Origin of the sequence: Arthrobacter sp. LjRoot78 (genome assembly GCF_964254335.1) — a bacterium.
Classification (GTDB): domain Bacteria; phylum Actinomycetota; class Actinomycetes; order Actinomycetales; family Micrococcaceae; genus Arthrobacter.
In genome coordinates this window covers 992,839-1,013,188 of record NZ_CAXUTG020000001.1, presented here as the reverse complement: position 1 = coordinate 1,013,188, position 20,350 = coordinate 992,839, and the positions used below count along the sequence as shown (strand labels likewise).

Here is a 20,350-nt window from a genome sequence, read left to right as displayed (position 1 = left end):
CCACGATAACCACAAGGACTCCCGGGCGGTATAGGCCGGTGGTCCCTCATCCGGAACAGCCGGTTAATCGCGAGCGGATACGTGCGGCCCCGTTCATCGGGGCGGCACGTATCCGCTCGCCCCGTCCCACCAGTCAAGCACGCGCGTGCCGAAGAAGGTCAGCCACTTGGACGGCTCGCCGGGCGCAACATCGACCTCGAACCACACCCGTCCAGGGTGGCGGCGCTCCTGCCACCACGTACCGTCAGGACGGCGGGCGGACCGGACCACCCCGATAGCATCGGCCAGCCGCGGATCGGGCGCGGCGCCGTCGTGCAGGGCCGCTGCCCTGAAGTAGTCCGCGGCGTTGAGCGCGCTGTAGAACGACCGGAACGGGTACGTGAACCGCGTCACCCACGGCCCCACGATCTCGCCCGTGGACAGCGTGCGGAGCAGCCTGCGCTGCAGCAGGTACTCCTCACCGGCCCGGCGGGCGGCCCGCAGCCGGCTGGTTCCGCCGGTCGCGGCCTCGTAGTCCAGCAGGCCCTTCAGCGCGTTGAGGGTGGAATGGAAGGACGACCGGGTGGAGCCCTCCACCCACTCGCAGTTCCAGCCGCCGTCGGCCATGCGGTGGTCCAGGAACCATTGGGCGATTCCGGAGACATCTGCCCCGAGCCACACCCCGTTGGCGAGCGTGTAGGCGTTGATGCAGCAGTCCACGTCGCCGCCCCAGTACGGCAGGTTGTCGTACTCCCAGCGGCTGTTCACGGCGAGCAATTCGGCGGTGCCGGCGAGGGCGGCTGCATCGAGGCCCCAGTCACGGAGGGTGTTGAGCGTCCACGTGGTTGCGGTCCACGGCTGGCCTGCACCCTCGGCCGCCTCGAGGCCGTGGGTTGCCTCGGGGCCGTGGAAGTCGAAGTCGCGGGGGAAGAACGCTCCGCCCGCCCACTGGCCGTCGGGGTCCTGCAGCGCGAGGAGCCGCGCGGCGAAACCCTCCGTCGCGAGTCTGTCGCGGGTCGCTTCCCAGATGTCACGGGGAGCGCCAGCGAGATCGCGCTCGACCTGCCACCGGAGAGCCGGGTCTGAGTCCAGCAACCAATTGAGCAGGGAAGGGTCCACAGCCATGCCCGGCAGGCTACCACGGGCGCCGGGCCGGCGGGCTGGCCTTTCGGTCCCGGCGCTCGAAGAGCAAACGCCAAGCCATCTTGCTGAAGCTATCGAATATCGATAGTATCCAACTGTTATTCGACAGCCAAGGAGATCTGATGGGAAAGCTGACTGTCCTCGCGTTGCGGATTGTCCTCGCGATGGGACTGGCCGGTTCGGTATTTGTGCAGGCGGTGATGGTGCCACTGCTGGCCCGGGACCTGAACGAGGACATGGGGCCGGGCATCGCCCGCGTCAGGATTCCGGTTCTCGTGATCGTTCTCCTGGGCATCGTCACCGTCCAGGTCACCATGGCCTGCGTCTGGCGACTCCTCACGATGGTGCGGCGGGGAACTGTGTTCTCCAACGCCGCCTTCCGCTACGTGGATGTGGTGACAGGCGCCATCGCCGCAGCGTCCCTGCTGGCCTTCGGGCTCGGCGTCGTCCTCGCCCCGGGCGAATCGGTCGCCCCAGGCGTTGTCCTCCTGGTTGGAGGCGCCGGCGTGCTGATCGCCGGAGTGGCGCTCGTCGTCGTCGTACTGCGCATTCTGCTGGCGCAGGCGGTGGCCCGCGACGCCGAAGCCAAGCACCTGCAGGACGAACTGGACGAGGTGATCTGATGCCCATCGTCGTCGACATCGACGTGATGCTTGCCAAGCGGAAGATGCCCGTGGGTGCACTCGCGGACCGTGTCGGGATCACGCCCGCCAACTTGGCGGTGCTCAAGAACGGCCGGGCCAAAGCGGTTCGCTTCACCACCCTCGAAGCCTTGTGCGAGGTCCTGGAGTGCCAACCCGGCGACCTGCTGCGCTGGGAACCCGGGGAGTCGGCCGAATCCGAGGAGTCGGCGGAACCCGACGGTCCTGCGGACTAGCCTATGGCTTGCCCCACCGGACCATCCGGATCTCGGGGAGCTCCTCCCACTCGGGTGGCAGCAGTTTGCGTGACCCGTCAGGCCGGAAGCCGTGTTTGCGGTAGAAGGCCTGCGCCCGGGGATTGTCCTCGAGCACCCAGAGGTACGCCGGTGAATCTCCGATGGCGGCCTGGAGCAGGGCCGAACCAAGGCCACTGCCGTGCGTCCGCCTGAGAGTGTAGATCGTATACAGCTCCAACGCTGCAGGCCCGTCCTCATCATGGCCGGGACCCGCATCGGCCAGACCCACCACTTCGTTCCTATCGTCCAGGGCAATGAGACGAGGGGCCGTGGTTGCCAGGAATTGCCGCCGCTGTTCGACCCGCTCGGGAATGCTGGCCCGCCGGGCGCGAAAGAATTCGGGTGACAGCTGGTGTACGTAGCACTCCTCGTGGACCAGTGTGTGCATGCGCACTACGGCGTCGGCATCCTCAGGCGTCGCCTGGCGGATTTGAAATTCCATGGTCCCAGCCTAATCAGCAGCCGGCCGCCTTACCCATCCGATTTTCTGAAGCCAGCCGGTCAAAATGGGCAGCACCACTGAGCTGTGCATTGCGCTGAGGTGATCCAGGCCGGGAAGGACTTGCACGTCCCAACCAGCAGCGATGAGGGCCGCCTGGTGTTGGGCCAGAGGTTCACCGATCCGCACTCGGACTCCGCCCCATTGGGCGCTGTAGTCAATCTGGTCTTCGGCACCGGCAAAGGCAAGCCGCGGCAATTCAGGCGGGACTTCGGCAGCGAAATCATCGAACCCTTGGAGTGCTTCATACAGCGTGACGAACTGGCGTGTTTGCGCCTCGGTCGTCTGGACGGAAACGTGGTCCCAGTCCCCCGGTTCGGCGTCGGCAACCGGAACCGTGGACTGGTCAGGAGCCGGGTTGGACGACGCCTGGGACACGGCGTGTGCGGCGCGGGTGACCGCCAACATGCTCTGGTACGGTCCGTCCACCGGCGGAAACCCGCCCATGGCCAGGGCCCGTAGACGGTCCGTGCGGAGGGCAAGTTGGAGCCCGCTCAACGCAAGCCAGGAGTAGCCGTAGTAACCGAAGGCATGGGCTCCCGCAGCGTCCGCAATTGCCAGCAGATCGGCGGCGAGGTGATCGGGGGTCAGCGTGTCTGCCGCAGGATGGGCCATCCGGTGGCCTTCGTAGTCGGCCGCGATCACGCGGTTCGTCCCGGAAAGCCCCCGGACCAGGGCCGGCCCCACGTCAGGATCCCCGCCCCATCTGCGCATGGTCTCGGCCTCGACGGTCCCATACGGTTCCAGCCGGACTGGCAGGAGCAGCGCCGGCCCCTCCCCCTGCACCGTGACAGCTATTCTTGAGCCGTCGTGGAGGACAGCTTCACCGCTTTCTGCCATTTTGATCCACACCTTCCAGGCGATACCGAGGCGCTATCCCGCGCGCTTCCTGCGGTCCTTCCTCCAGCCCAACAGGTAACTGATGAACAGGAAGACGCCGATTCCCCCGAAAATGGCGGTCAGGACAACGCCCGCCCCCCGAAAAAATACGCCGTCGCTTTCATACCCGAGGACGGTCGCGTTGCCAGGATCGGACTCCCTGTAGACCACGGTGACGTCCTCGCCCACCACAGGGTGCTGGTCATGGTCCACCGTGACCCAGGTGTAGTGAACGAATCCGTCGCCGGACTGAAACTCGACTTTGATCTTCCGCTGGGAAGCCTTCGATTCGTCGTTGAAGACGGTGACTACTCCAGGGACCTGCTCGCCGGTCCGGACGAGCTCGTCGTCGGCCTTAATGAGGAGCGTTCCGACGACGATCAGCATCGGCCCGAGGCAGAGAACCAGCGCTGTGATCGCGAGGTTCGCCCACCTCCCCGGCGACCGTTTGGCTTTGCGGTTCACTGTTACGTTCGGCGAGGTCACGGTCCCATTCTGCCCCAGGACCGATCAACCGCTGACGGCCGGAATTAGCGATCCTCGGAGCCATGAGTCAACCTCCCGCTGGGAACGGAGCCTGACGACGACGACATGCGGGTATTCGGTGACAACCTGCGGCATCAACCCGGAGTACTTTCGCCGGGTCCGAATAGCCCAGCGGACGATGTGGTCACTATCCGTGAAGAAAGTCAGCAGCGGCGCCTCCACGTTGCCGTTCCAGAGTTCTTCGCGGCGCCACCGTCGGCGGATCGTTCGCCGGAGGACGCGGGGAAGGGTAACGCGAAGGAAAGGAAGATCGAGCCATACGAGAAGGTCCGCGTTCTCAGCCAGCAGCGGCCGTGCGGCATCGTACTGCCACTCAGTGGTCCACGAATCAGCGCCCACCAACCTGTTCACATCGGCAAGAAATTCTCCCCGCGGCGTCCAGTCCGGCCCATGGAAAATCGCGTCAATCTCCGTGTGCTTACCGCCCGTGATGGCTGCGATCCGCGCAGCCAGGGTGGTCTTGCCGGCGCCCGACACTCCCGCCACCAGGACCCGCCTCGGCCGGTGCGGAAGGGGGTCATCGTGAAAATGCATTGGTAGAGGGGAAGTCTGACTACGCCGGCGCCCGCTACGCTCGAGCCCGCGCGGCCAGCGCCCCGCTGAGGTAATCGAGGTGGGCCGGCGTGGTGGCGGTAGTGTTCGCGGCGTACTCGGGGTGTTTGGTGAGGAACTTCTTGATGTAAGGGCACACCGGCACGATGCTCAATCCGGCGGCCACGGTTTCGTCCAGGGCCGCGGTGGCGAGCTTGCCCGCCAGCCCCTGGCCGCCGTATTCCTCGTTGATTACCGTGTGGTAGAAAATGCGTTGGGGCGAGTCGCCGGCGTCGTACCCTTTGTACGCCGCCTTGCCGATCACGGTGCCTGCCACCAGCACTTCAAAGCGCTCACGGTCCGGGTTATGGCGGATGGTCACATCACTCATCGGGAATCTCCTTGATAGCAGCTCTCGCTACAGCCTAACCTCGAGGCATCTGACGTTATTTCCGACCACACATCTGACCGCACTTGTGACCTAGGAGCGACAATGACCGCCAACGACAACGAAAACCAGATCCTGGACCAGTGGAGCCACCGGCTGGCGCAGGCCCTGCAGCTCCTGGACCTCGATTTTGACCGCGAACTCATCCTTGACCTGGCCGGAGAGTCCGCGCGGTCCGTCACCCACGCCGCGGCGCCAATCACCGCGCTGATGGTGGGTTACGCGGCGGGACGGGCCGCCGGCACCAGCACAGCCACCGGCAGCGCCGGTTCCAAGGAGGCCTCCGCGGCGGCGGTCGCGCAAGCCGCCGACGTCGCCTTCCGGCTGTGTCAGGACGGAGCCGACGGCGGCCCATCCAGCAAAGGCTGGGCAGACACCGCTCAGTAGCAGACACCCAGTAAACACTCGCCCGGTAGGGTTGACTCAACCCCAACCGACCGGAAGGCACGCAGCATGCAGGTCCCGCTTTACGTATGGATTGTCACCGTCATCGGCATCGTGGGCCTGCTGGCCTTCGACTTCTTTTTCCACGTCCGCAAGGCGCACTCCCCGAAGCTGAGGGAGTCGGCCACGTGGTCCGCGATCTACGTGGGAATCGCCTTGGTCTTCGGCATCGGCGTCCTGGTGTTCGGCGGCCCCACCATGGGCACGGAGTACTTCGCCGGTTACGTCACTGAGAAGGCCCTGTCCGTGGACAACCTCTTCGTGTTCCTGATCATCATGGCCAGCTTCAAGGTTCCGCGCGCTGACCAGCAAAAAGTGCTCCTGTTCGGCATCGTCTTCTCCCTGATCGCCCGCACCGGCTTCATCTTCCTCGGCGCCGCCCTGATCAACAGCTTCGCCTGGGTGTTCTACATCTTCGGCCTCATCCTGCTGATCACCGCCGGCAACCTGCTTCGGCCGAACTCGCACGACGACGATTCCGAGGGTCTGGTGGTCCGGCTCGCCAGGAAGTTCCTCCCGGCGTCACAGCACTACGACGGCGACAAACTCTTCACCGTGGAGAACGGCAAACGCGTCCTGACCCCCATGCTCCTGGTGATGGTGGCCATCGGCGGGACGGACATCCTCTTCGCCCTGGACTCCATCCCCGCCATCTTCGGCCTGACCCAGAACGTGTTCGTCGTGTTCACCGCCACAGCCTTCTCCCTCATGGGCCTGCGGCAGTTGTTCTTCCTTATCGACGAACTACTGGACCGCCTCATTTACCTCTCCTATGGCCTGGCCGCGATTCTCGGCTTCATCGGCGTGAAGCTCATCCTCCATGCGCTGCACGAAAACAACCTGCCGTTCATCAACGGCGGCGAACACGTGACCGTCATCGAGATCAGCACCGGCCTCTCGCTGACCGTGATCATCGGCGTCCTGGTGGTCACCGTACTGGCCTCGATCTACAGCCCCAAGGGCAAGGCCAAGAACATGGTTTCCGGCGCGAAGCGGCACGCCACCGAGTATGTGGACCTGAACTACGAGACGGGCATTGCCGAGCGCGAGGAAATCTTCAACAAGATGCTGCGCGAGGAGGCGGAACTCAGGAAGCTCCCGGAGAAGTACAAGCGGCTGATCCGCGACGAGACCGAGTTCATGGACCTCCTCAAGCAGGCCCACGCCGAGCACGACGCCGCCCTGCAGCGGGAGAACCTCGCGTAGGAGTGACCTTGTTCCGGCTCAGTACACCACGTCGAAGTTGCTGAACTCGCCCGTTGCGGGCGATACCGATTCCTCCACGTGGTCCACGCGCCCCGGCGCGTCGCTGGACCTCAGCCAGCGCCGGAACTCCAGAACCATCGCCTGCGGGCCTTCGACGACGACGGCGACGGTACCGTCGACGTCGTTCTTCACCGTTCCGGTCAGCGAGAGTTCCTCAGCCTTCCGCACGGTCCAGTACCGGAAGCCGACCGCCTGGACGACCCCCTCGACGCGGGCCTGCAGGCGGACGTCCGGCCCCAAGTCCTTATCTGCTGCGTGAGCCATGGTTCCAATGTAGCCTCGCGGCGGGGGGTTCTGCTCCCCACCCGGCCGGTCCACGGGCATTGTGCTCGCGGCGTGCTTGGCCTTGCCATGCTTGGACCGCGACCACACCAGGACGGCGCCAATGGCAGCGACGAGCACCGGGATGGTCACGCCTAGCGGTTGCGCCCAGTCCTTCACGAGTGAACTCAGCACGTAGCCCAGCTCAATCTCCACCTGGATGTCCTCCCGGAACGTCTCCAGGCTCAGGTCCGGCCCGTCCTCGGCGGTGGCAAACAGCTGCAGGGTCATGGTTTTCCGCCCCGGATCCTTGGGCGTGATCCACCAGCGCCACTCCGCAACGCCTTGTTCCGGGACCAGCATCTCGCCGCTGGGATTTCCGGCCCTCTCAACGGTTATGCCCGGTCCGGACAGGTCAGCGCGCATCTCTTCGCACACAATGGGCGCACGGGTCTGCACCGGGTTGGGTCCGGGGATGTTCTTCTCATGGCCCGCGCCGGGGTCGCCCAGGGTGACGTGCAGGACGAACTCCCTGGTCTCCCCCTGCCGCATGGGCGACGGCGGCCTGAAGGTCAGCTCGCCCCGGACACAGGTCTCCAGGATTTCCTTGGCCCGCCTGGCCCGTTCGAAGGCGGTGGAGGTGGGACGCGGGGTTGAAGTGGGGCGCAGCGTCGGGAACGGGCCAGGTCCGGCGCCGGGCTTACTTTCGGCAGGGCCGCCGTCACTGGGGAGGGGACGTGTAGCAGTGGGCGGCGCGGTAGTTGCTGTGGACGTCGGTTCCTCGTTCGGCAGCGGCGTGCAGGCGGCCAGGCCCATCACGACAAACAGCGCCACACATATCGCCGCGCACAGGGCTGCCAGGGCGGATGCCATTGCCTTCGCACCGCTCACGAGCCGCTGCTTCCCCAGTGCGTACATCAGAACCCCGACTACTGATCGGACCGTGTCCTGATTCGAGTCTGCGCGGGCCCACGGGGCCAGTCAAGGAGCCCGTACAGGCCGCCGCACGCTACTTCGAGGGCCGCAGCGAGGTGATCATCCGCCGGATATTCCGGTACTCGCCCGTCTCCACGTACAGCTTTGCCTTCTCCCAATACGGGAGCGACGGATCGCCGGGCGTGGTGTTGTTCGCCGGGTCGTAGCCCGCCCCGAACACGGCCCCGCTGGGCGGCCACCGGAACAGCAGGAAGATGGGACATGCCAGCGTCCCGATCTCCTCCGGAACCATCGTGATGCCGTAGGCCGCGATGGTCTCGGCGGTCCGGGCGGGCGCCAGTGCGTCTCCGCGGATCTCGAACATAAAGCGGGGTGCGTTCCCGTCCGCCACGCCCTTCTCGGCCAGGGCGGTCATGGGTTCGGAATCCAGCACGGCAAACGGGTACTGCTGGATGCACTCCGAACCGGTCACGATCCTGGTCTCCAGGACAGCCATCGGCTTCCCTGCCGCGTTCAAGACGTCCACGTGTTCGCCGCCGAGCGGTGATTTTCCGGCCGGATCCACAATGGTCCAGTCGCCCGGGTAGTCGAACGTCAAGCCACCGTCCGACGTCGTGAACGTCTTCCAGCCGGACGCCGTCGGGGACGGCAACCGGCTCGGGGACGCGACCGACGGCGCCGGTTCCGCCGCCGGGGCGCCCGCCGTCGCGCTTGGCGGCACGGCAGTCCCGCTCGCCGATCCGGTGGCCGTATCGCGCGCAGACCCGTTCGCCGCCGCGCTCGACGTCCCGCTGGCTGAAGCTCCTGACGCGGTGGCTGTCGCGGATCCGGCGTCGGACGGAGCAGGCGGCGGCCCGCAGGCTGCCACAAGCACTGCGAGGCAGGCGCCCGCAGCGGCTGCTGTGCCGGAAGGTGCTGCTCCGGGACGTGCCGGTCCGGACGATCGAAAGCCGGGCTTCAGTGATCGGCGCATGCAATCCTCCTCATGAAGCTGAGGAACTCATTGTGGCCCCGCCCTGACGCGACGCGCGCGGGACGGGGGCAAGTTGCCGCCAAAACGTTGCGCACCGCAGGTTGCCCCGCAGTGCGCAACGGTCGCGTTTCTGCTCTGTCCGCCTAGGCCGGCCGCAGGGAGGTGATCATCTTCTTGATGTTCTTGTACTCCTGGGTGCCCATGTACACCTCGGGGGTGTCCACATGCATCTCGTTCCCGGGGGTCGTGTCAAAGGGATCGTATGCACCCCCGAACATCGCTCCGCTGGGCGGCCAGGTGAAGAAGTGGAAGATGGGGCACGCTTCAGTCCCGGTGGGTTCGGGCGCCGTGGTGATGCCGTAGGCGAACACCGTCATCAGCTTCGGATCCGTGGCGGTGGTGTCCGTTCTCGTCTCGAAGGTGTACCGGGGCACGCTGCCGCTCTGTTCCAGTGCCGGAAGGGGCACGGATTCGTACACACCGAACGGCTGCTTTACGGTGCATTCGGAGCCGGTGACCATGTTCGTCCGGAGGGAGGCAAGGTTCTTGCCGTTGGCGTTGGTGATTTTCACGAACACTCCCCCGGGGGCTGCTTCGCCGGCTGCCTCCGTGAGCTTCCAGTCTTCCGGATAATCAAAGGTCAGGCCGTCCGCCGTCGTATAGGACTTCCAACCTGCTTCCGGGGTAGCGGACGGCGACGTTGAAGCCGTGGCGCTCGTGGCTGGCGTGGACGAGGGGGAAGCGGTGGACGTGGCGGTGGCTGCCGGGGAACTCGTCGACGGTGACGAGGCCGGCGGTCCGCAGGCAACCAGCAGAAAAGCGAGGCATAGGGCCCCCGAGACGGCGATGGCCGAGGGTGCTGAGCGGTGCATCTGTTCTCCTGAATCTCATGAGACCGCGAATAATTCCTCAATTCTGGACTGCGGCGCGCCTCCGCCCTAGCAATAAATCCAATCGATGTCTAAATGTTATCGCCACGCCCACGGCACTCCGGATTTCAGCCCTTCCCCGAAGCTTGATAGAGCTTAACCAATGCAAGAATTCCTCACCCCGGCAATGCCCTTCCTGGCCATGACGCTCGCAGTGGCGGCTGGACTGGTCCTCTCCTGGCTGATCCGCAAGACCGTCCTCCGGCTCAACCGCCGCCGTCCGGAGCTGCAGTCCACTTCCCGTGTGGCGCGGCTCCCGCTGCGCCTCGCCCTCTGCCTGATCGGCGTCCGGATCGCGCTGGCGCTGACAACGCACGACGGCGGGTGGCGGTCCGCCGTCGACCACCTCCTGCTGATTGCCCTCATGGGCTCCCTTGCCTGGCTCGCCGTGGCCGTGCTGCTGATCGTTGAGGCCCTGGTCCTCGGCCGCTACAGCGTGGACGTGGCCGACAACCGCCGAGCCCGCCGCCTGCGGACCCAGATGATCCTGGCCCGACGGATCGCCGTTGCGCTCATCGTGGTGCTGGCGGTGGGCAGCGTCATGCTGACCTTCCCCGCGATCCAGGCGCTCGGCGCGGGGCTGCTGGCCTCTGCCGGCGTGATCTCCATCGTGGCCGGCCTCGCCGCGCAGACCTCACTGGTGAACGTGTTCGCCGGCATGCAGCTCGCTTTCACCGACGCGATCCGGGTGGACGATGTTGTGGTGGTCCAGAAGGAGTGGGGACGGATCGAGGAGATCACCCTGACCTACGTCGTGGTCCACATCTGGGACGACCGCAGGCTCATCCTGCCCTCCACCTACTTCACCACCACGCCGTTCGAGAACTGGACCCGCCGCCAGTCCGAGGTGATGGGTACCGTGGAGTTCGACCTTGACTGGCGCGCACCCATCGAGGACATGCGGGCCGAACTGCGGACCGTGCTCGACGGAACGGCACTGTGGGACGAGCGCGTGGGAATCCTGCAGATCACCGATGCCACCAGCGGCTACGTCCGGGTGCGGATCCTGGTGAGCGCCGCGGACAGCGCCGCCCTTTTCGACCTGCGCTGCCTCATCCGCGAAGCCATGGTCACCCTCCTGCAGCAAGGCCACCCGGAGTCGCTGCCGCACGTGCGCTGGGAACCTGTGCAGCCTGCGCCCGCCCGGGAGATGTCCCGGCAGCCCGCAGTCGAGGCCCGCGAGGCCGTCGAGTCCAGCGAGACTGTCGAGCCCGGGCGGCCGGTGCACGCGCGCCAGCAATCAGATCCGCAGGACTCCCAGCTTTTCACCGGCTCCCTCGAAGCGATCGAGCGGTCCCGGGCGTTCACCGGCCCCGGCGAGGAGGTCTTCGAGGACCGCGACAAGACTCTCTCGGCACGGAACTAGCGGGCCCTTTCCTGCCCGGCCGATCTGAACAATAATCAAACCGAGCCCCATCATCAGACCAGCCGCAAGCAACTGAGGAGACCAGGCCATGACCACCCACGCAGACCCCGCAACGGAGCCCCCTGTCAGCGAGGCGGCGGACAACGACGACGAGGTGACCACGGATCCCGGCTGGTTCCACAAAGCGGTGGTCTACCAGATCTATCCGCGCAGCTTTGCGGACTCCGACGGCGACGGCGTCGGCGACCTGCCAGGCATCATCAGCAAGCTGGACTACCTGCAAAAGTTGGGGGTCGACGTCGTCTGGCTCTCCCCCATCTACACTTCCCCGCAGGACGACAACGGCTACGACATCAGCGACTACCGCGACGTTGACCCCCTCTTCGGCACCCTGGCCGACCTGAAGGAACTCACCGACGGGCTGCACTCGCGGGGGATGAAGCTGGTGATGGACCTGGTGGTCAACCACACCTCGGACGAGCACCCGTGGTTCGTGGAATCACGTTCCTCCAAGGACAGCCCCAAGCGCGACTGGTACTGGTGGCGGCCGCCGCGTCCGGAGCCGGCAGGCGGCGCAGGAGCGGAACCGAACAACTGGGGTTCGGCGTTTTCCGGCCCGGCCTGGGAATTCGACCAGGCCACCGGCGAGTACTACCTCCACTTGTTCTCGCGGAAGCAGCCGGACCTGAACTGGGAAAACCCCGAGGTCCGCGCCGCCGTCTACGACATGATGAACTGGTGGCTGGACCGCGGTGTGGACGGCTTCCGAATGGACGTCATCAACTTCATCTCCAAGGACACCGCGCTGCCGGACGGGCCGAAGGCGGACGGCATGTTGTTCGGCGACGGCAGCCCGCACTTCATGTCCGGGCCGCGGATCCACGAATTCCTGCACGAAATGCACCTGGAGGTCTTCGCCGGCCGCGACAAGCCGCTGCTGACCGTGGGCGAAATGCCCGGCGTCACCGTGGAAGACGCCATCCTGTTCACAGACCCCGCGCGGCGCGAGGTGGACATGGTGTTCCAGTTCGAGCACGTGGCGCTGGACCAGGAGGACGGCAACAAGTGGCGGCCCAAGAAGCTGCTGCTGACGGACCTGAAGAAGTCCCTGGGCCGCTGGCAGGAAGCCTTGGCCGGGCGCGGCTGGAACAGCCTCTACTGGGGCAACCACGACCAGGCCCGCGCAGTGTCCCGCTTCGGCGACGACGGGCAGTACCGCGAACTCTCCGCCAAGATGCTGGCCGGCATCCTGCACCTGCACCGCGGTACGCCGTACGTGTACCAGGGCGAGGAACTGGGCATGACCAACATGAGCTTCGGCGCCATCAGCGACTACCGCGACATCGAGGTGCTCAACCACCACCGCGAAGCCACCACCCATCTGGGCCACACCGATGCCGACGTCCTGGCCGCCCTGGCACCGCTGAACCGGGACAACGCCCGCACCCCGGTGCAGTGGGACGCCACCCGGCACGGCGGGTTCACCACCGGCGCGCCGTGGATCGCGGTCAACCCGAACACCAGCCACATCAACGCCGCGGAGCAGGAGGACAACCCGGACTCCGTCTTCAGCTTCTACCGCCAGGTCATCGCCCTGCGGCACGCCGAGCCTGTGGTGGCGGAAGGCGATTTCACCATGCTGCTGCCGAATGACGAGCACGTGTACGCCTTCCGGCGGTCACTGCCGGCTCCGTCCACGGGGCCCGGTTCTACCACGGGGCCCGGCGTCCAGTTGCTGGTGCTGGGCAACTTCTCCGGGGAGGACCGGACCGTGGAGCTCGACGGCGGCGGCTGGGGCGATACCGAAGCTGGTGCGGATGAGCCCGAGCTGGGCCACTACCCGGCCGAGCTGATCCTCGGAAACTACCCAACCGACGACGCCGGGACACACGGAACCGGGACGCACGCTGCGATTACGCTGCGCCCCTGGGAACTGAAGGTCTTCCGCCGGCAACACAACAACTGAACCGTCATCCTCAAGGCCGTTAACCAGCGAAGCAAGGAGAGCATCATGACCATTCCACCGCTGCCGGAGCCGGATCCGTTCCCACCGGAGCCTGGACCCACCGGCCCGCCGGATCCGGACAATCCGTTCCCGCCCAGCAGGCCGGACCCCACGGAGCCCCGCCCGCCGCACCCCGGGCCGGAGCCGACCCCGGCGCCCGGTCCGCTGCCGATCCCGGACCCGGGTCCCATGCCGCCGGTGCCGCCGTCGCCGAATCCCGACCCCACGCGGTTCTAGGATTTCACTCCCCGATCCCAGGCTCAATCACCGGGGACGGCTCAATCACCGATGCTGTGCAGGAACCGGCGGACTTCGGCATTGAACGCCGCCGGCGTTTCAGCGGCGACCATATGCCCGACGTCGGGAATCACCGTGAGCTGTGCACCTGGAATCTGGCGGTGCATCTCGTGCGCCACCGCCAGCGGCGATCGCACGTCTTTTTCGCCGTAAAGCAGCAGAGTGGGCACTTTGATGCCGGGAAGCACGTCGCGGTAGTCTGCGTGGCCGCTTGCGCTCAGCATTGCCCGCATTCCGGCGGGATGGAAGTCGGCCATGATGGCGCCGGCTTCTTCGACGACGGCGGGATCCGCCCGCGCGGTGAACAGCGTGGGCATCCACACAGGGATGAATTGCTCGGGCGGCTGGTCCAGCTCGGCCAGGATCTGGGCGTACCTGCGCTCGACTTCCTCCGGCGGCAGCGAGCCGGCCCAGCCGGCATAGGCCGAAACCAGCAGCAGGGACGCTGCCATGTTGGGGTGGCCGCGGTACAGCTCCAAGGCAACCCCGGATCCCCAGGACAGCCCAAGGACATGCGGTTTCCGCGGCGCTACCTCGCGGAGGAAGCCGGCAAGCACATCTCCCAGTTCCTTGCCGGAGAAGTCCGCCGGAGGATCGTCGGACCGGCCGCAGCCCGGGGCATCCCAGGCAATGACGGTGAACTCGTCGGAGAGCCCCTCCAGCTGCTGCCGCCAGCTGCGGCTGTCCTCGTAGGCGCCGTGAAGAAGCACCAGCGGAGGGCCTTGGCCCGCGCGCTGGTAGCCGATCCGCAGTCCTGAAATGTCAACGGTGTCCATGCCGCACCGCTCCTTTATGGAGCTGACCCTGATGGGTTGATTCTAGGCCGATCAGGGTCAGCTGCCTACAGGACAAGTGCAGCGGTTGGGCCTCAGATCAGGGTGATGTCCCTGGTCCGGTGATCGTAGTTGAAGGTGATCCGGCCACCGGGGTGGTGGAGTTCGTGGTTTGCACCGTCAAACGCACCGAACGCGCCGTAGTTCTCGTCCCAGGAACGGTTGAGCGCGATCTTGAACGTGTAGTGCCCGGCGGGAAGTTCGGTGGTGAGCTTCCACAGCTGGTCCACTGCATCCAGCGTCATCTGCGATTCGTCGTACTGCGGCGCCCAGTTTGCCGGTGCACCCAGGAGCACATTGAAGTCGCCCGCGATGGCAACTGCCTCCGGCTGGTCGATCGATTCAACACTGGGAGCCTCTGCCGGCGTTTCCTCGCTGGCCTTGGCCGGCTTGGCAGCAGCCTTGCGCGTGCGCACGGCCTTCGCCACCGGCGCCACTGCATCTTCAATCAGCTCGGCAGCCTTTTCAACCACCTTGGCAGCCTTGGACGGCGCCTTTTTCTTCGGGGCGGCCTTGGGAGCTTTCGCGGCAGCCTTCGGGGCTGCAGCCTTGGCGGGGAGCTCCGTGGGAACCGGTACGTCAGCCGGCACCGGGGTGCCTTCGGCAAGGGCCGTGGCAAAGGTGTCCGGATCCGGGAACGCAACGGTGGCGCGGAGGCCGTCGTCGGTGATGGTCCAGCCGCTGCGTCCCTTGACGAGCCAGCCTGCCTTCACGAGCTTGCTGGTGGCGGTGGTCAGCGCCTTGTGTCCCCGGGGGATGCCTCCGCTGAGCAGCTCACTTTCCTTCTCGTTCAGCGGTACCCGGACCGTGGCCTGGGCCAGGACTGCGCCCGCGCCGAGGGTCTCGCCTGACAGGACGCTTTCCGCGAGGATGTCGAGCACTGATTTGAGTCGAACAGTGGTGGTGTCTGCAATAGCCGTGGGCATATTTGTCCTTTCGAGCAGGTGATCACTCAGCATTTTGCCAGTGAACTGTAACTAGAGGCGACTATGGGCGTTAACAACGTGTGTCGTGACCGACTATGACGCCGAATGCGGCACAAGTGATCTTAGGGTCTCAGCTGATCGGCGGAAACATCAGGACTTTGGGCCTGTTGACAAGGCGCCCGGGCTCGTTTTCGTCAAACCGCCACCCGAGCGAAGCCTGTGTGGAGGTTGCGGATAATGACGGTGCCGCCCAGCAATTGCGTCTTCGCTTCGAGCTGTTTGACCAGCTCTTCGTTGACCGCACCGAAGATTTCGATGGTCCGGAGCCGGACGAGGGGCGCAATCGGAGGGAACCGCGGTCCGGCCACCTCCAGGTGGAACTCCAGCGACGCCAGGTCCTGGTGGACCTGGAGGACGTTCATGCGGGTGCCGTCGTCCGAAAAGTAGACGTCATAGGCGATGATCCGTGGCTCATTGGCTTCGACAAAGCTGGCAAGGTCCTCCATGGCGACCTTGAGCTCGCCAAGCTTCCCTGGCTGAACGTCGGACGTATCGAGGTAGACAAGGAAATCACTCATGCTGCCCTCCCGGGGCATTCGGGGTTCTGTCAGGATGCGCCGTCGTCCTGGACGGCGTATTTGATCACGGATTCTGCATAGTCCTGCGGGTGTGTCAGGTGCGGGATGTGGCCGGCACCGGTGCAGGTGAGGCGCTGGGCGTGCGGCAACGCATCGTGGATGCGGTCCATGACCGCGGCAAACATCAGCGGGCTCTGCTCGCCCTGTGTCAGGAGGACCGGGCCGGTGTAGTTCTGTAACTGGCCGAGATCGAGGGTAAGGGAGTCCGGGTCGCCGAGCTCGTCCCGGAAGGTGGGAGCATTCCGGACAAACGTCTCCTGCTGGTTCGCCGGAAGGCGGTCCCAGCTTCCGGGACCCAGCGCAATCGAATCAACAAAAAGCTCGGCACCCTGCGCGTAGTTCCCCGCGTTGAGCGCTGCCACAACTTCGCCCACGCGGGTGGTGAAGCCTCGGAGGACCTCCGCATGGGCGGGGTCTTCAGCCAACAGTCCCAGTCCCGGCGGTTCATGCACAACGATCGCTGCGACCACTTCCGGATGGGCCGCGGCCAGGCGCAGCGCAACCAGTCCGCCGAACGAATTGCCCACGACCACGGCAGGGTCAAGGCCCAGCTGGCGGATGAGCCCGAAGAGATCCTCGACATCCTCGTGAACCGATCCCTGGCGGCCCGGCGCGGAGCTGCTGCTGTGTCCCCTCCTCTCATAGCTGACTACCCGGAAATGTCCGACCAGCAGTGGCACCATCTGATCCCATTCGTGGTGGTCCACCCAGGACCCGTGCACCAGTACGAGGCCCGGGCCCCGACCTGCCTCCTCATAGAACAGGTCGACTTCGCCCACGGTGATGATGGCCATGACTGCCTCCGTTCAGGCCAGGCTCGGCTCCAGGCGCACGATCACCGCTTTGGAGACGGGCGTGTGGCTGCCCTCCGCCACGCTCTCCAACGGCACCAGGACGTTTGCTTCCGGGTAATAGGCCGCGGCGCATCCGCGTGCCGTCGGATAGGACACCACCCGGAACTTCCTGATCACCCGCTCAGTACCGTCGTCGTACACCCCGTGGATGTCCACGTATTGCCCGTCAGCCAGTCCTAGTTCGGAGATATCTTCCGCGCTGACGAATACAACGTCCCGGCCCTTCTTCACTCCGCGGTACCGGTCATTGTGCCCGTAGATGGTGGTGTTGAACTGGTCGTGGGACCGCATGGTCTGCAGTATCAGCGTCCCGGCCGGCCGCTCCACGTGCTCCAACTGGTTGACGGTCAGCATCGCCTTCCCCGTGGGGGTGCGGAACGTCCGGGAATCCCGCGGCCCGTTGGGCAGCACAAACCCGCCCCATTCCCGGATCCGCCGGTTGTAGTCCTCGCAGCCGGCCACCACGCGCGAGATGTGGTCCCGGACGAGGTCGTAGTTCCGTTCAAAGCCCGCCCAGTCCGCGTTGATCCTGCTGTCCACGGTGGCCCGGGCAAGCCGGGTAACTATCGCCACTTCGGACAGCAGCCCGGGCGCCACCGGCTTCACCTTTCCCTCGGAGGCGTGCACGGCGGAAACCGTGTCCTCCACGGACACGAACTGCGGCCCGGTTTCCTGCAGGTCGATTTCAGTCCGTCCCAGGGTGGGCAGGATCAGGGCTTCCTCGCCTGTGACCGCGTGCGAACGGTTGAGTTTGGTGGAGATCTGCACCGTCATTTCAGTGTTCGCGACGGCGGCCTCGGCCGCGTGCGTGTCCGAGATGGCCGCCACGAAGTTTCCGCCCATCGCGACGAAAACCTTGACCCCGCCGTCGCGCATTTTACGGATGGTTTCCACCGCATCAGCGCCGGGTTCCCGGGGCGGCTCGAAACTGAATTCCTTGGCGAGCGCATCCAGGAAAGCCGGCGGCATCTGCTCCCAGATGCCCATGGTGCGGTCCCCCTGGACGTTGCTGTGGCCGCGGATCGGTGACGCTCCGGCACCGGGTTTCCCGATGTTTCCGCGGAGCAGCAGCAGGTTGATGATCTCCTTTATGGTGGGCACGGCCTTCTTGTGCTGCGTGATGCCCATGGCCCAGGTGATGATCACCTTCCCGGCCCGCAAATACCGCTCGGCGAGTTCGTCGATTTCCATGCTGCTCAGGCCGGTAGCGCGAAGCACGGTTGTTTCCTGCAGGGACGCAAGGTGCGCCTGGAGTTCGTCCAGGCCCTCGCAGTGCTCCCTGAGGAACTCGTGGTCCAGCACCTTCCCCGGGCGCTTGGACTCGGCGTCGAGCACCCGCTTGGACAAGGCCTGCATCAGCGCCATGTCGCCGCCGAGCCGGATCTGCAGGTACTGGTCCGCCAGTTCCGTTCCGCGCCCCAGAATGCCGTTGACCTTCTGCGGATTCTTGTACCGCATAAGCCCGGCTTCCGGGAGCGGGTTGATGGCCACGATCTCGCAGCCGGCTTCCTTGGCCTCTTCCAGGGCGGTCAGCATTCGGGGATGGTTGCTGCCCGGGTTCTGTCCCATGATGATGATCAGGTCCGCCTTGGCGAAGTCGTCGTAGGAGATGGTGGCCTTGCCGACGCCGATGGTCTGGCCCATGGCCCAGCCGGAGGATTCGTGGCACATGTTGGAGCAGTCCGGCAGGTTGTTGGTCCCGTACGCCCGCACGAACAGCTGGTAAAGGAACGCGGCCTCGTTCGACGTCCGGCCGCTGGTGTAGAACGCGGCCCCGTCCGGGCTGTCCAGGCCCTGGAGCTTGCTGCCGATGATGGAAAAAGCCTCGTCCCAGCTGACCGGCCGGTAGTGGTCGTCCCCGGCCGGTTTGTACACCGGCTCGGTGAGCCGGCCCTGCATCCCCAGCCAGTACTCGGACCGCTCCCGCAGTTCAGTGACCGGGTTCGCCGCCCAGAACTCGGACGGCACCACCACCGGCGTCGCCTCCCAGGTGACCGCCTTGGCGCCCTGCTCACAGAACTCGAAGGTCTTGCGGTGTCCGGGATCCGGCCAGGCACAGCTCATGCAGTCGAAGCCGTCCTTCTGGTTCAGCCCCAGCAGCGTCTTGCCGGCACGGCCCACGCCCATGTGTTTCAGGGCCGGCTGCATCGAATGGTAGACACCCGGGATACCCGCGGCCCAGTCCTTGGGCTTCCCGACTTCCAGATTGTTTTCGTCGGCTTCTTCCACGTGCGGATTCTTGCGCGGCATGCTGCGCCCTCCCTGACTCGGAACCTGCTGATCAGTGCTGCTGTGAACTGATGTCCCGACTGGAGAAGTGTCCTCCAACGGACCCGGACCTGTCCTCAGGATTAGCAGGTATGGCAGGGCCCCGCAAGCATTCGGCCCGCGCTCGTCCTGCAACCCCAGTGCTGGTACCAAAATGCGGATGGGCGGACAATGGAACCCACCCGCACTGAGTGTCCGGAGCCGTCATGCCGCGCTTCCGCAACTGGTTTCAGCGCCAGGGATCAGGAGTAGCCGAGCTCCGCGAGCAGCTCGGTCTTGCGCTCGTCGTCCGCGAACGAGGACCGGATGGAGTTGGAAGCCAGCCGGACCCGGTCAAACTCGGAGAGCCCCAGTACCGTCTGCAACTGCACGAAGTTGTCGTCCACATAGCCGCCGAAGTACGCGGGGTCGTCCGAGTTCACGCTGACGTTCAGTCCCGCGGCAAGCATGGCCGGCAGCGGGTGCTCGGCCAGGGTGTCCACAGCGCGGAGCCTCACGTTGGACAACGGGCACACCGTCAGCGGCACGCGCTCCGCGACGAGGTGTTCCACCAGTTCGGGGTCCTCCATGCAGCGGATGCCGTGGTCGATCCGCTCCACGTCCAGCAGTTCCAGCGCTTCGATAATGTACGACGGCGGGCCCTCCTCGCCGGCGTGCGCTATGCGGTGCAGCCCGGCTTCCTTCGCCCGCGCAAACAGCCGTTCGAATTTGGCCGGAGGGTTGCCCACCTCCGCCGAGTCCAGGCCGATGCCGGCGATGGGCGCGTTCATAGCCAGCAGCTGTTCCAGGACGTCCAGGGCCGATTCCTCGGAAAGGTCTCGCAGGAACGCGGCGATGAGCAGGGTGGATACCCCGAACTCCGCCAGGGAGTTCGCCAGCACGGAGGCAACCCCGTTCACGCAGGTTTCCAGCGGGACCCCGCGGGACACGTGGGCCTGCGGGTCCACCATGATTTCAGCGTGCCGCACTCCCGCGGCCGCCGCACGCTCCAGGTAGGCACGGGTCATGTCCGCGAAGTCCTGCTCCGTCTGCAGCACGGCCATGTTGGCGTAGTACAGGTCCAGGAAGGACTGCAGGTCCGTGAACTCGTAGCGGGCACGCAGCTCGTCGAGGTCCGCATACGGCAGCTCGATGCCGTTCCGCTCAGCGAGGGCGAAAATCAACTCAGGCTCCAGGGTCCCCTCTATGTGGAGGTGTAGCTCCGCCACCGGCAACAGCTTGACGGGCTGTTCGACGACGGCCGCAGCTTCTTCAGCATCGGGCACGGGAGCCGCAGCCTCGTCAGCTTCGGAAATGGGAGCATCACTGAGTGCTGGCACGCCGCCGGGTTCGGGCGCGCCGTCGTAAGTTTCCATCCGGTAAGGATATGCCCGGAGCGCCCTGACACCGATA

General features: G+C 65.7%; 23 protein-coding genes. 8 read left to right on the top strand and 15 right to left on the bottom strand.

Features of this window, described 5'->3' with window-relative positions; translation table 11 throughout:
* Window positions 1–93: 93 nt before the first annotated feature.
* Window positions 94–1,104, bottom strand: a complete 1,011-nt coding sequence (locus tag ACSQ1X_RS04820; RefSeq protein WP_436056843.1) for a squalene cyclase — start codon at window positions 1,102–1,104, stop codon at window positions 94–96.
* 140 nt (window positions 1,105–1,244) lie between these two features.
* On the opposite strand from ACSQ1X_RS04820, the gene ACSQ1X_RS04815 reads away from it, so the two are divergent.
* Together ACSQ1X_RS04815 and ACSQ1X_RS04810 are read left to right on the top strand one after the other, a co-directional pair.
* Window positions 1,245–1,745, top strand: coding sequence for a DUF2975 domain-containing protein (locus tag ACSQ1X_RS04815; protein WP_436056842.1), 501 nt, complete (start codon window positions 1,245–1,247; stop codon window positions 1,743–1,745).
* Window positions 1,745–1,999, top strand: coding sequence for a helix-turn-helix domain-containing protein (locus ACSQ1X_RS04810; RefSeq protein ID WP_436056841.1), 255 nt, complete (start codon window positions 1,745–1,747; stop codon window positions 1,997–1,999). The genes ACSQ1X_RS04815 and ACSQ1X_RS04810 overlap by 1 nt, the downstream gene beginning before the upstream one ends.
* Before the next feature lies 1 nt (window position 2,000).
* Here the strand turns inward: ACSQ1X_RS04810 and ACSQ1X_RS04805 are convergent, their stop codons facing one another.
* From ACSQ1X_RS04805 to ACSQ1X_RS04785, 5 genes are read right to left on the bottom strand one after another with little or no spacing between them, the layout of a single operon-like run.
* Window positions 2,001–2,501, bottom strand: coding sequence for an N-acetyltransferase family protein (locus ACSQ1X_RS04805; RefSeq protein ID WP_436056840.1), 501 nt, complete (start codon window positions 2,499–2,501; stop codon window positions 2,001–2,003).
* Window positions 2,502–2,510: 9 nt separating this feature from the next.
* Entirely contained in the window at window positions 2,511–3,398 is an 888-nt protein-coding gene (locus tag ACSQ1X_RS04800; RefSeq protein WP_436056839.1) for an alpha/beta hydrolase, read from the bottom strand.
* 33 nt (window positions 3,399–3,431) lie between these two features.
* Window positions 3,432–3,923 (bottom strand): DUF3592 domain-containing protein, encoded by a 492-nt coding sequence (locus ACSQ1X_RS04795; RefSeq protein WP_436056838.1) that lies wholly within the window; start codon window positions 3,921–3,923, stop codon window positions 3,432–3,434.
* A gap of 24 nt (window positions 3,924–3,947) precedes the next feature.
* Window positions 3,948–4,517 carry an AAA family ATPase gene (locus tag ACSQ1X_RS04790; protein ID WP_436056837.1) on the bottom strand — a complete coding sequence of 190 codons (570 nt, stop codon included), beginning with the start codon at window positions 4,515–4,517 and terminating at the stop codon, window positions 3,948–3,950.
* Between the two features lie 34 nt (window positions 4,518–4,551).
* Complete coding sequence (locus ACSQ1X_RS04785) at window positions 4,552–4,905, bottom strand: GNAT family N-acetyltransferase (RefSeq protein WP_436056836.1); 354 nt, start codon at window positions 4,903–4,905, stop codon at window positions 4,552–4,554.
* A gap of 102 nt (window positions 4,906–5,007) precedes the next feature.
* Here ACSQ1X_RS04785 and ACSQ1X_RS04780 point away from each other — a divergent pair, with 102 nt between their 5' ends.
* Together ACSQ1X_RS04780 and ACSQ1X_RS04775 are read left to right on the top strand one after the other, a co-directional pair.
* Window positions 5,008–5,349 (top strand): DUF6457 domain-containing protein, encoded by a 342-nt coding sequence (locus ACSQ1X_RS04780; RefSeq protein ID WP_055799343.1) that lies wholly within the window; start codon window positions 5,008–5,010, stop codon window positions 5,347–5,349.
* 66 nt (window positions 5,350–5,415) lie between these two features.
* On the top strand, window positions 5,416–6,612 hold the full coding sequence (locus ACSQ1X_RS04775; protein WP_055799345.1) for a TerC family protein: 1,197 nt from the start codon (window positions 5,416–5,418) through the stop codon (window positions 6,610–6,612).
* Window positions 6,613–6,630: 18 nt separating this feature from the next.
* Here ACSQ1X_RS04775 and ACSQ1X_RS04770 read toward each other — a convergent pair whose 3' ends face one another.
* Together ACSQ1X_RS04770 and ACSQ1X_RS04765 are read right to left on the bottom strand one after the other, a co-directional pair.
* Window positions 6,631–7,824 carry an acylphosphatase gene (locus ACSQ1X_RS04770; protein ID WP_436056835.1) on the bottom strand — a complete coding sequence of 398 codons (1,194 nt, stop codon included), beginning with the start codon at window positions 7,822–7,824 and terminating at the stop codon, window positions 6,631–6,633.
* 118 nt (window positions 7,825–7,942) lie between these two features.
* Window positions 7,943–8,467 (bottom strand): hypothetical protein, encoded by a 525-nt coding sequence (locus ACSQ1X_RS04765; RefSeq protein ID WP_436056834.1) that lies wholly within the window; start codon window positions 8,465–8,467, stop codon window positions 7,943–7,945.
* A gap of 16 nt (window positions 8,468–8,483) precedes the next feature.
* Between ACSQ1X_RS04765 and ACSQ1X_RS04760 the strand changes: the two genes are divergently transcribed.
* The gene (locus ACSQ1X_RS04760; protein WP_436056833.1) at window positions 8,484–8,858 is read left to right on the top strand and encodes a hypothetical protein; all 375 of its coding nucleotides are present in this window, start codon (window positions 8,484–8,486) and stop codon (window positions 8,856–8,858) included.
* A 127-nt stretch (window positions 8,859–8,985) separates the two neighbouring features.
* Here the strand turns inward: ACSQ1X_RS04760 and ACSQ1X_RS04755 are convergent, their stop codons facing one another.
* Entirely contained in the window at window positions 8,986–9,714 is a 729-nt protein-coding gene (locus ACSQ1X_RS04755; RefSeq protein ID WP_055799351.1) for a hypothetical protein, read from the bottom strand.
* 160 nt (window positions 9,715–9,874) lie between these two features.
* Between ACSQ1X_RS04755 and ACSQ1X_RS04750 the strand changes: the two genes are divergently transcribed.
* From ACSQ1X_RS04750 to ACSQ1X_RS04740, 3 genes are all read left to right on the top strand, one after another.
* Window positions 9,875–11,137 (top strand): mechanosensitive ion channel family protein, encoded by a 1,263-nt coding sequence (locus ACSQ1X_RS04750; RefSeq protein WP_436056832.1) that lies wholly within the window; start codon window positions 9,875–9,877, stop codon window positions 11,135–11,137.
* A gap of 88 nt (window positions 11,138–11,225) precedes the next feature.
* The gene (locus ACSQ1X_RS04745; RefSeq protein WP_436056831.1) at window positions 11,226–13,103 is read left to right on the top strand and encodes an alpha-glucosidase; all 1,878 of its coding nucleotides are present in this window, start codon (window positions 11,226–11,228) and stop codon (window positions 13,101–13,103) included.
* Window positions 13,104–13,148: 45 nt separating this feature from the next.
* Entirely contained in the window at window positions 13,149–13,379 is a 231-nt protein-coding gene (locus tag ACSQ1X_RS04740; RefSeq protein ID WP_055799355.1) for a hypothetical protein, read from the top strand.
* A gap of 41 nt (window positions 13,380–13,420) precedes the next feature.
* Here the strand turns inward: ACSQ1X_RS04740 and ACSQ1X_RS04735 are convergent, their stop codons facing one another.
* The 6 genes from ACSQ1X_RS04735 to ACSQ1X_RS04710 all read right to left on the bottom strand — a co-directional run bounded on the left by ACSQ1X_RS04735 (window position 13,421) and on the right by ACSQ1X_RS04710 (window position 20,313).
* On the bottom strand, window positions 13,421–14,215 hold the full coding sequence (locus tag ACSQ1X_RS04735; protein WP_436056830.1) for an alpha/beta fold hydrolase: 795 nt from the start codon (window positions 14,213–14,215) through the stop codon (window positions 13,421–13,423).
* Window positions 14,216–14,307: 92 nt separating this feature from the next.
* Complete coding sequence (locus ACSQ1X_RS04730) at window positions 14,308–15,198, bottom strand: pullulanase X25 domain-containing protein (protein WP_436056829.1); 891 nt, start codon at window positions 15,196–15,198, stop codon at window positions 14,308–14,310.
* A gap of 194 nt (window positions 15,199–15,392) precedes the next feature.
* Window positions 15,393–15,776 (bottom strand): hypothetical protein, encoded by a 384-nt coding sequence (locus ACSQ1X_RS04725; protein ID WP_436056828.1) that lies wholly within the window; start codon window positions 15,774–15,776, stop codon window positions 15,393–15,395.
* Window positions 15,777–15,805: 29 nt separating this feature from the next.
* The gene (locus ACSQ1X_RS04720) at window positions 15,806–16,630 is read right to left on the bottom strand and encodes an alpha/beta fold hydrolase (RefSeq protein ID WP_055799363.1); all 825 of its coding nucleotides are present in this window, start codon (window positions 16,628–16,630) and stop codon (window positions 15,806–15,808) included.
* Between the two features lie 12 nt (window positions 16,631–16,642).
* Entirely contained in the window at window positions 16,643–18,940 is a 2,298-nt protein-coding gene (locus tag ACSQ1X_RS04715; RefSeq protein WP_436056827.1) for an FdhF/YdeP family oxidoreductase, read from the bottom strand.
* Between the two features lie 260 nt (window positions 18,941–19,200).
* Window positions 19,201–20,313, bottom strand: coding sequence for an adenosine deaminase (locus ACSQ1X_RS04710; protein WP_436056826.1), 1,113 nt, complete (start codon window positions 20,311–20,313; stop codon window positions 19,201–19,203).
* Window positions 20,314–20,350 lie beyond the last annotated feature (37 nt).

Bases quoted from the DNA above. Each gene is read 5' to 3' on its own strand.
- ACSQ1X_RS04820 (WP_436056843.1), bottom strand. From the start codon at position 1,104: ATGGCTGTGGACCCTTCCCTGCTCAATTGGTTGCTGGACTCAGACCCG.
- ACSQ1X_RS04815 (WP_436056842.1), top strand. From the start codon at position 1,245: ATGGGAAAGCTGACTGTCCTCGCGTTGCGGATTGTCCTCGCGATGGGA.
- ACSQ1X_RS04810 (WP_436056841.1), top strand. From the start codon at position 1,745: ATGCCCATCGTCGTCGACATCGACGTGATGCTTGCCAAGCGGAAGATG.
- ACSQ1X_RS04805 (WP_436056840.1), bottom strand. From the start codon at position 2,501: ATGGAATTTCAAATCCGCCAGGCGACGCCTGAGGATGCCGACGCCGTA.
- ACSQ1X_RS04800 (WP_436056839.1), bottom strand. From the start codon at position 3,398: ATGGCAGAAAGCGGTGAAGCTGTCCTCCACGACGGCTCAAGAATAGCT.
- ACSQ1X_RS04790 (WP_436056837.1), bottom strand. From the start codon at position 4,517: ATGCATTTTCACGATGACCCCCTTCCGCACCGGCCGAGGCGGGTCCTG.
- ACSQ1X_RS04785 (WP_436056836.1), bottom strand. From the start codon at position 4,905: ATGAGTGATGTGACCATCCGCCATAACCCGGACCGTGAGCGCTTTGAA.
- ACSQ1X_RS04780 (WP_055799343.1), top strand. From the start codon at position 5,008: ATGACCGCCAACGACAACGAAAACCAGATCCTGGACCAGTGGAGCCAC.
- ACSQ1X_RS04775 (WP_055799345.1), top strand. From the start codon at position 5,416: ATGCAGGTCCCGCTTTACGTATGGATTGTCACCGTCATCGGCATCGTG.
- ACSQ1X_RS04755 (WP_055799351.1), bottom strand. From the start codon at position 9,714: ATGCACCGCTCAGCACCCTCGGCCATCGCCGTCTCGGGGGCCCTATGC.
- ACSQ1X_RS04750 (WP_436056832.1), top strand. From the start codon at position 9,875: ATGCAAGAATTCCTCACCCCGGCAATGCCCTTCCTGGCCATGACGCTC.
- ACSQ1X_RS04745 (WP_436056831.1), top strand. From the start codon at position 11,226: ATGACCACCCACGCAGACCCCGCAACGGAGCCCCCTGTCAGCGAGGCG.
- ACSQ1X_RS04740 (WP_055799355.1), top strand. From the start codon at position 13,149: ATGACCATTCCACCGCTGCCGGAGCCGGATCCGTTCCCACCGGAGCCT.
- ACSQ1X_RS04735 (WP_436056830.1), bottom strand. From the start codon at position 14,215: ATGGACACCGTTGACATTTCAGGACTGCGGATCGGCTACCAGCGCGCG.
- ACSQ1X_RS04730 (WP_436056829.1), bottom strand. From the start codon at position 15,198: ATGCCCACGGCTATTGCAGACACCACCACTGTTCGACTCAAATCAGTG.
- ACSQ1X_RS04725 (WP_436056828.1), bottom strand. From the start codon at position 15,776: ATGAGTGATTTCCTTGTCTACCTCGATACGTCCGACGTTCAGCCAGGG.
- ACSQ1X_RS04720 (WP_055799363.1), bottom strand. From the start codon at position 16,630: ATGGCCATCATCACCGTGGGCGAAGTCGACCTGTTCTATGAGGAGGCA.
- ACSQ1X_RS04715 (WP_436056827.1), bottom strand. From the start codon at position 18,940: ATGCCGCGCAAGAATCCGCACGTGGAAGAAGCCGACGAAAACAATCTG.
- ACSQ1X_RS04710 (WP_436056826.1), bottom strand. From the start codon at position 20,313: ATGGAAACTTACGACGGCGCGCCCGAACCCGGCGGCGTGCCAGCACTC.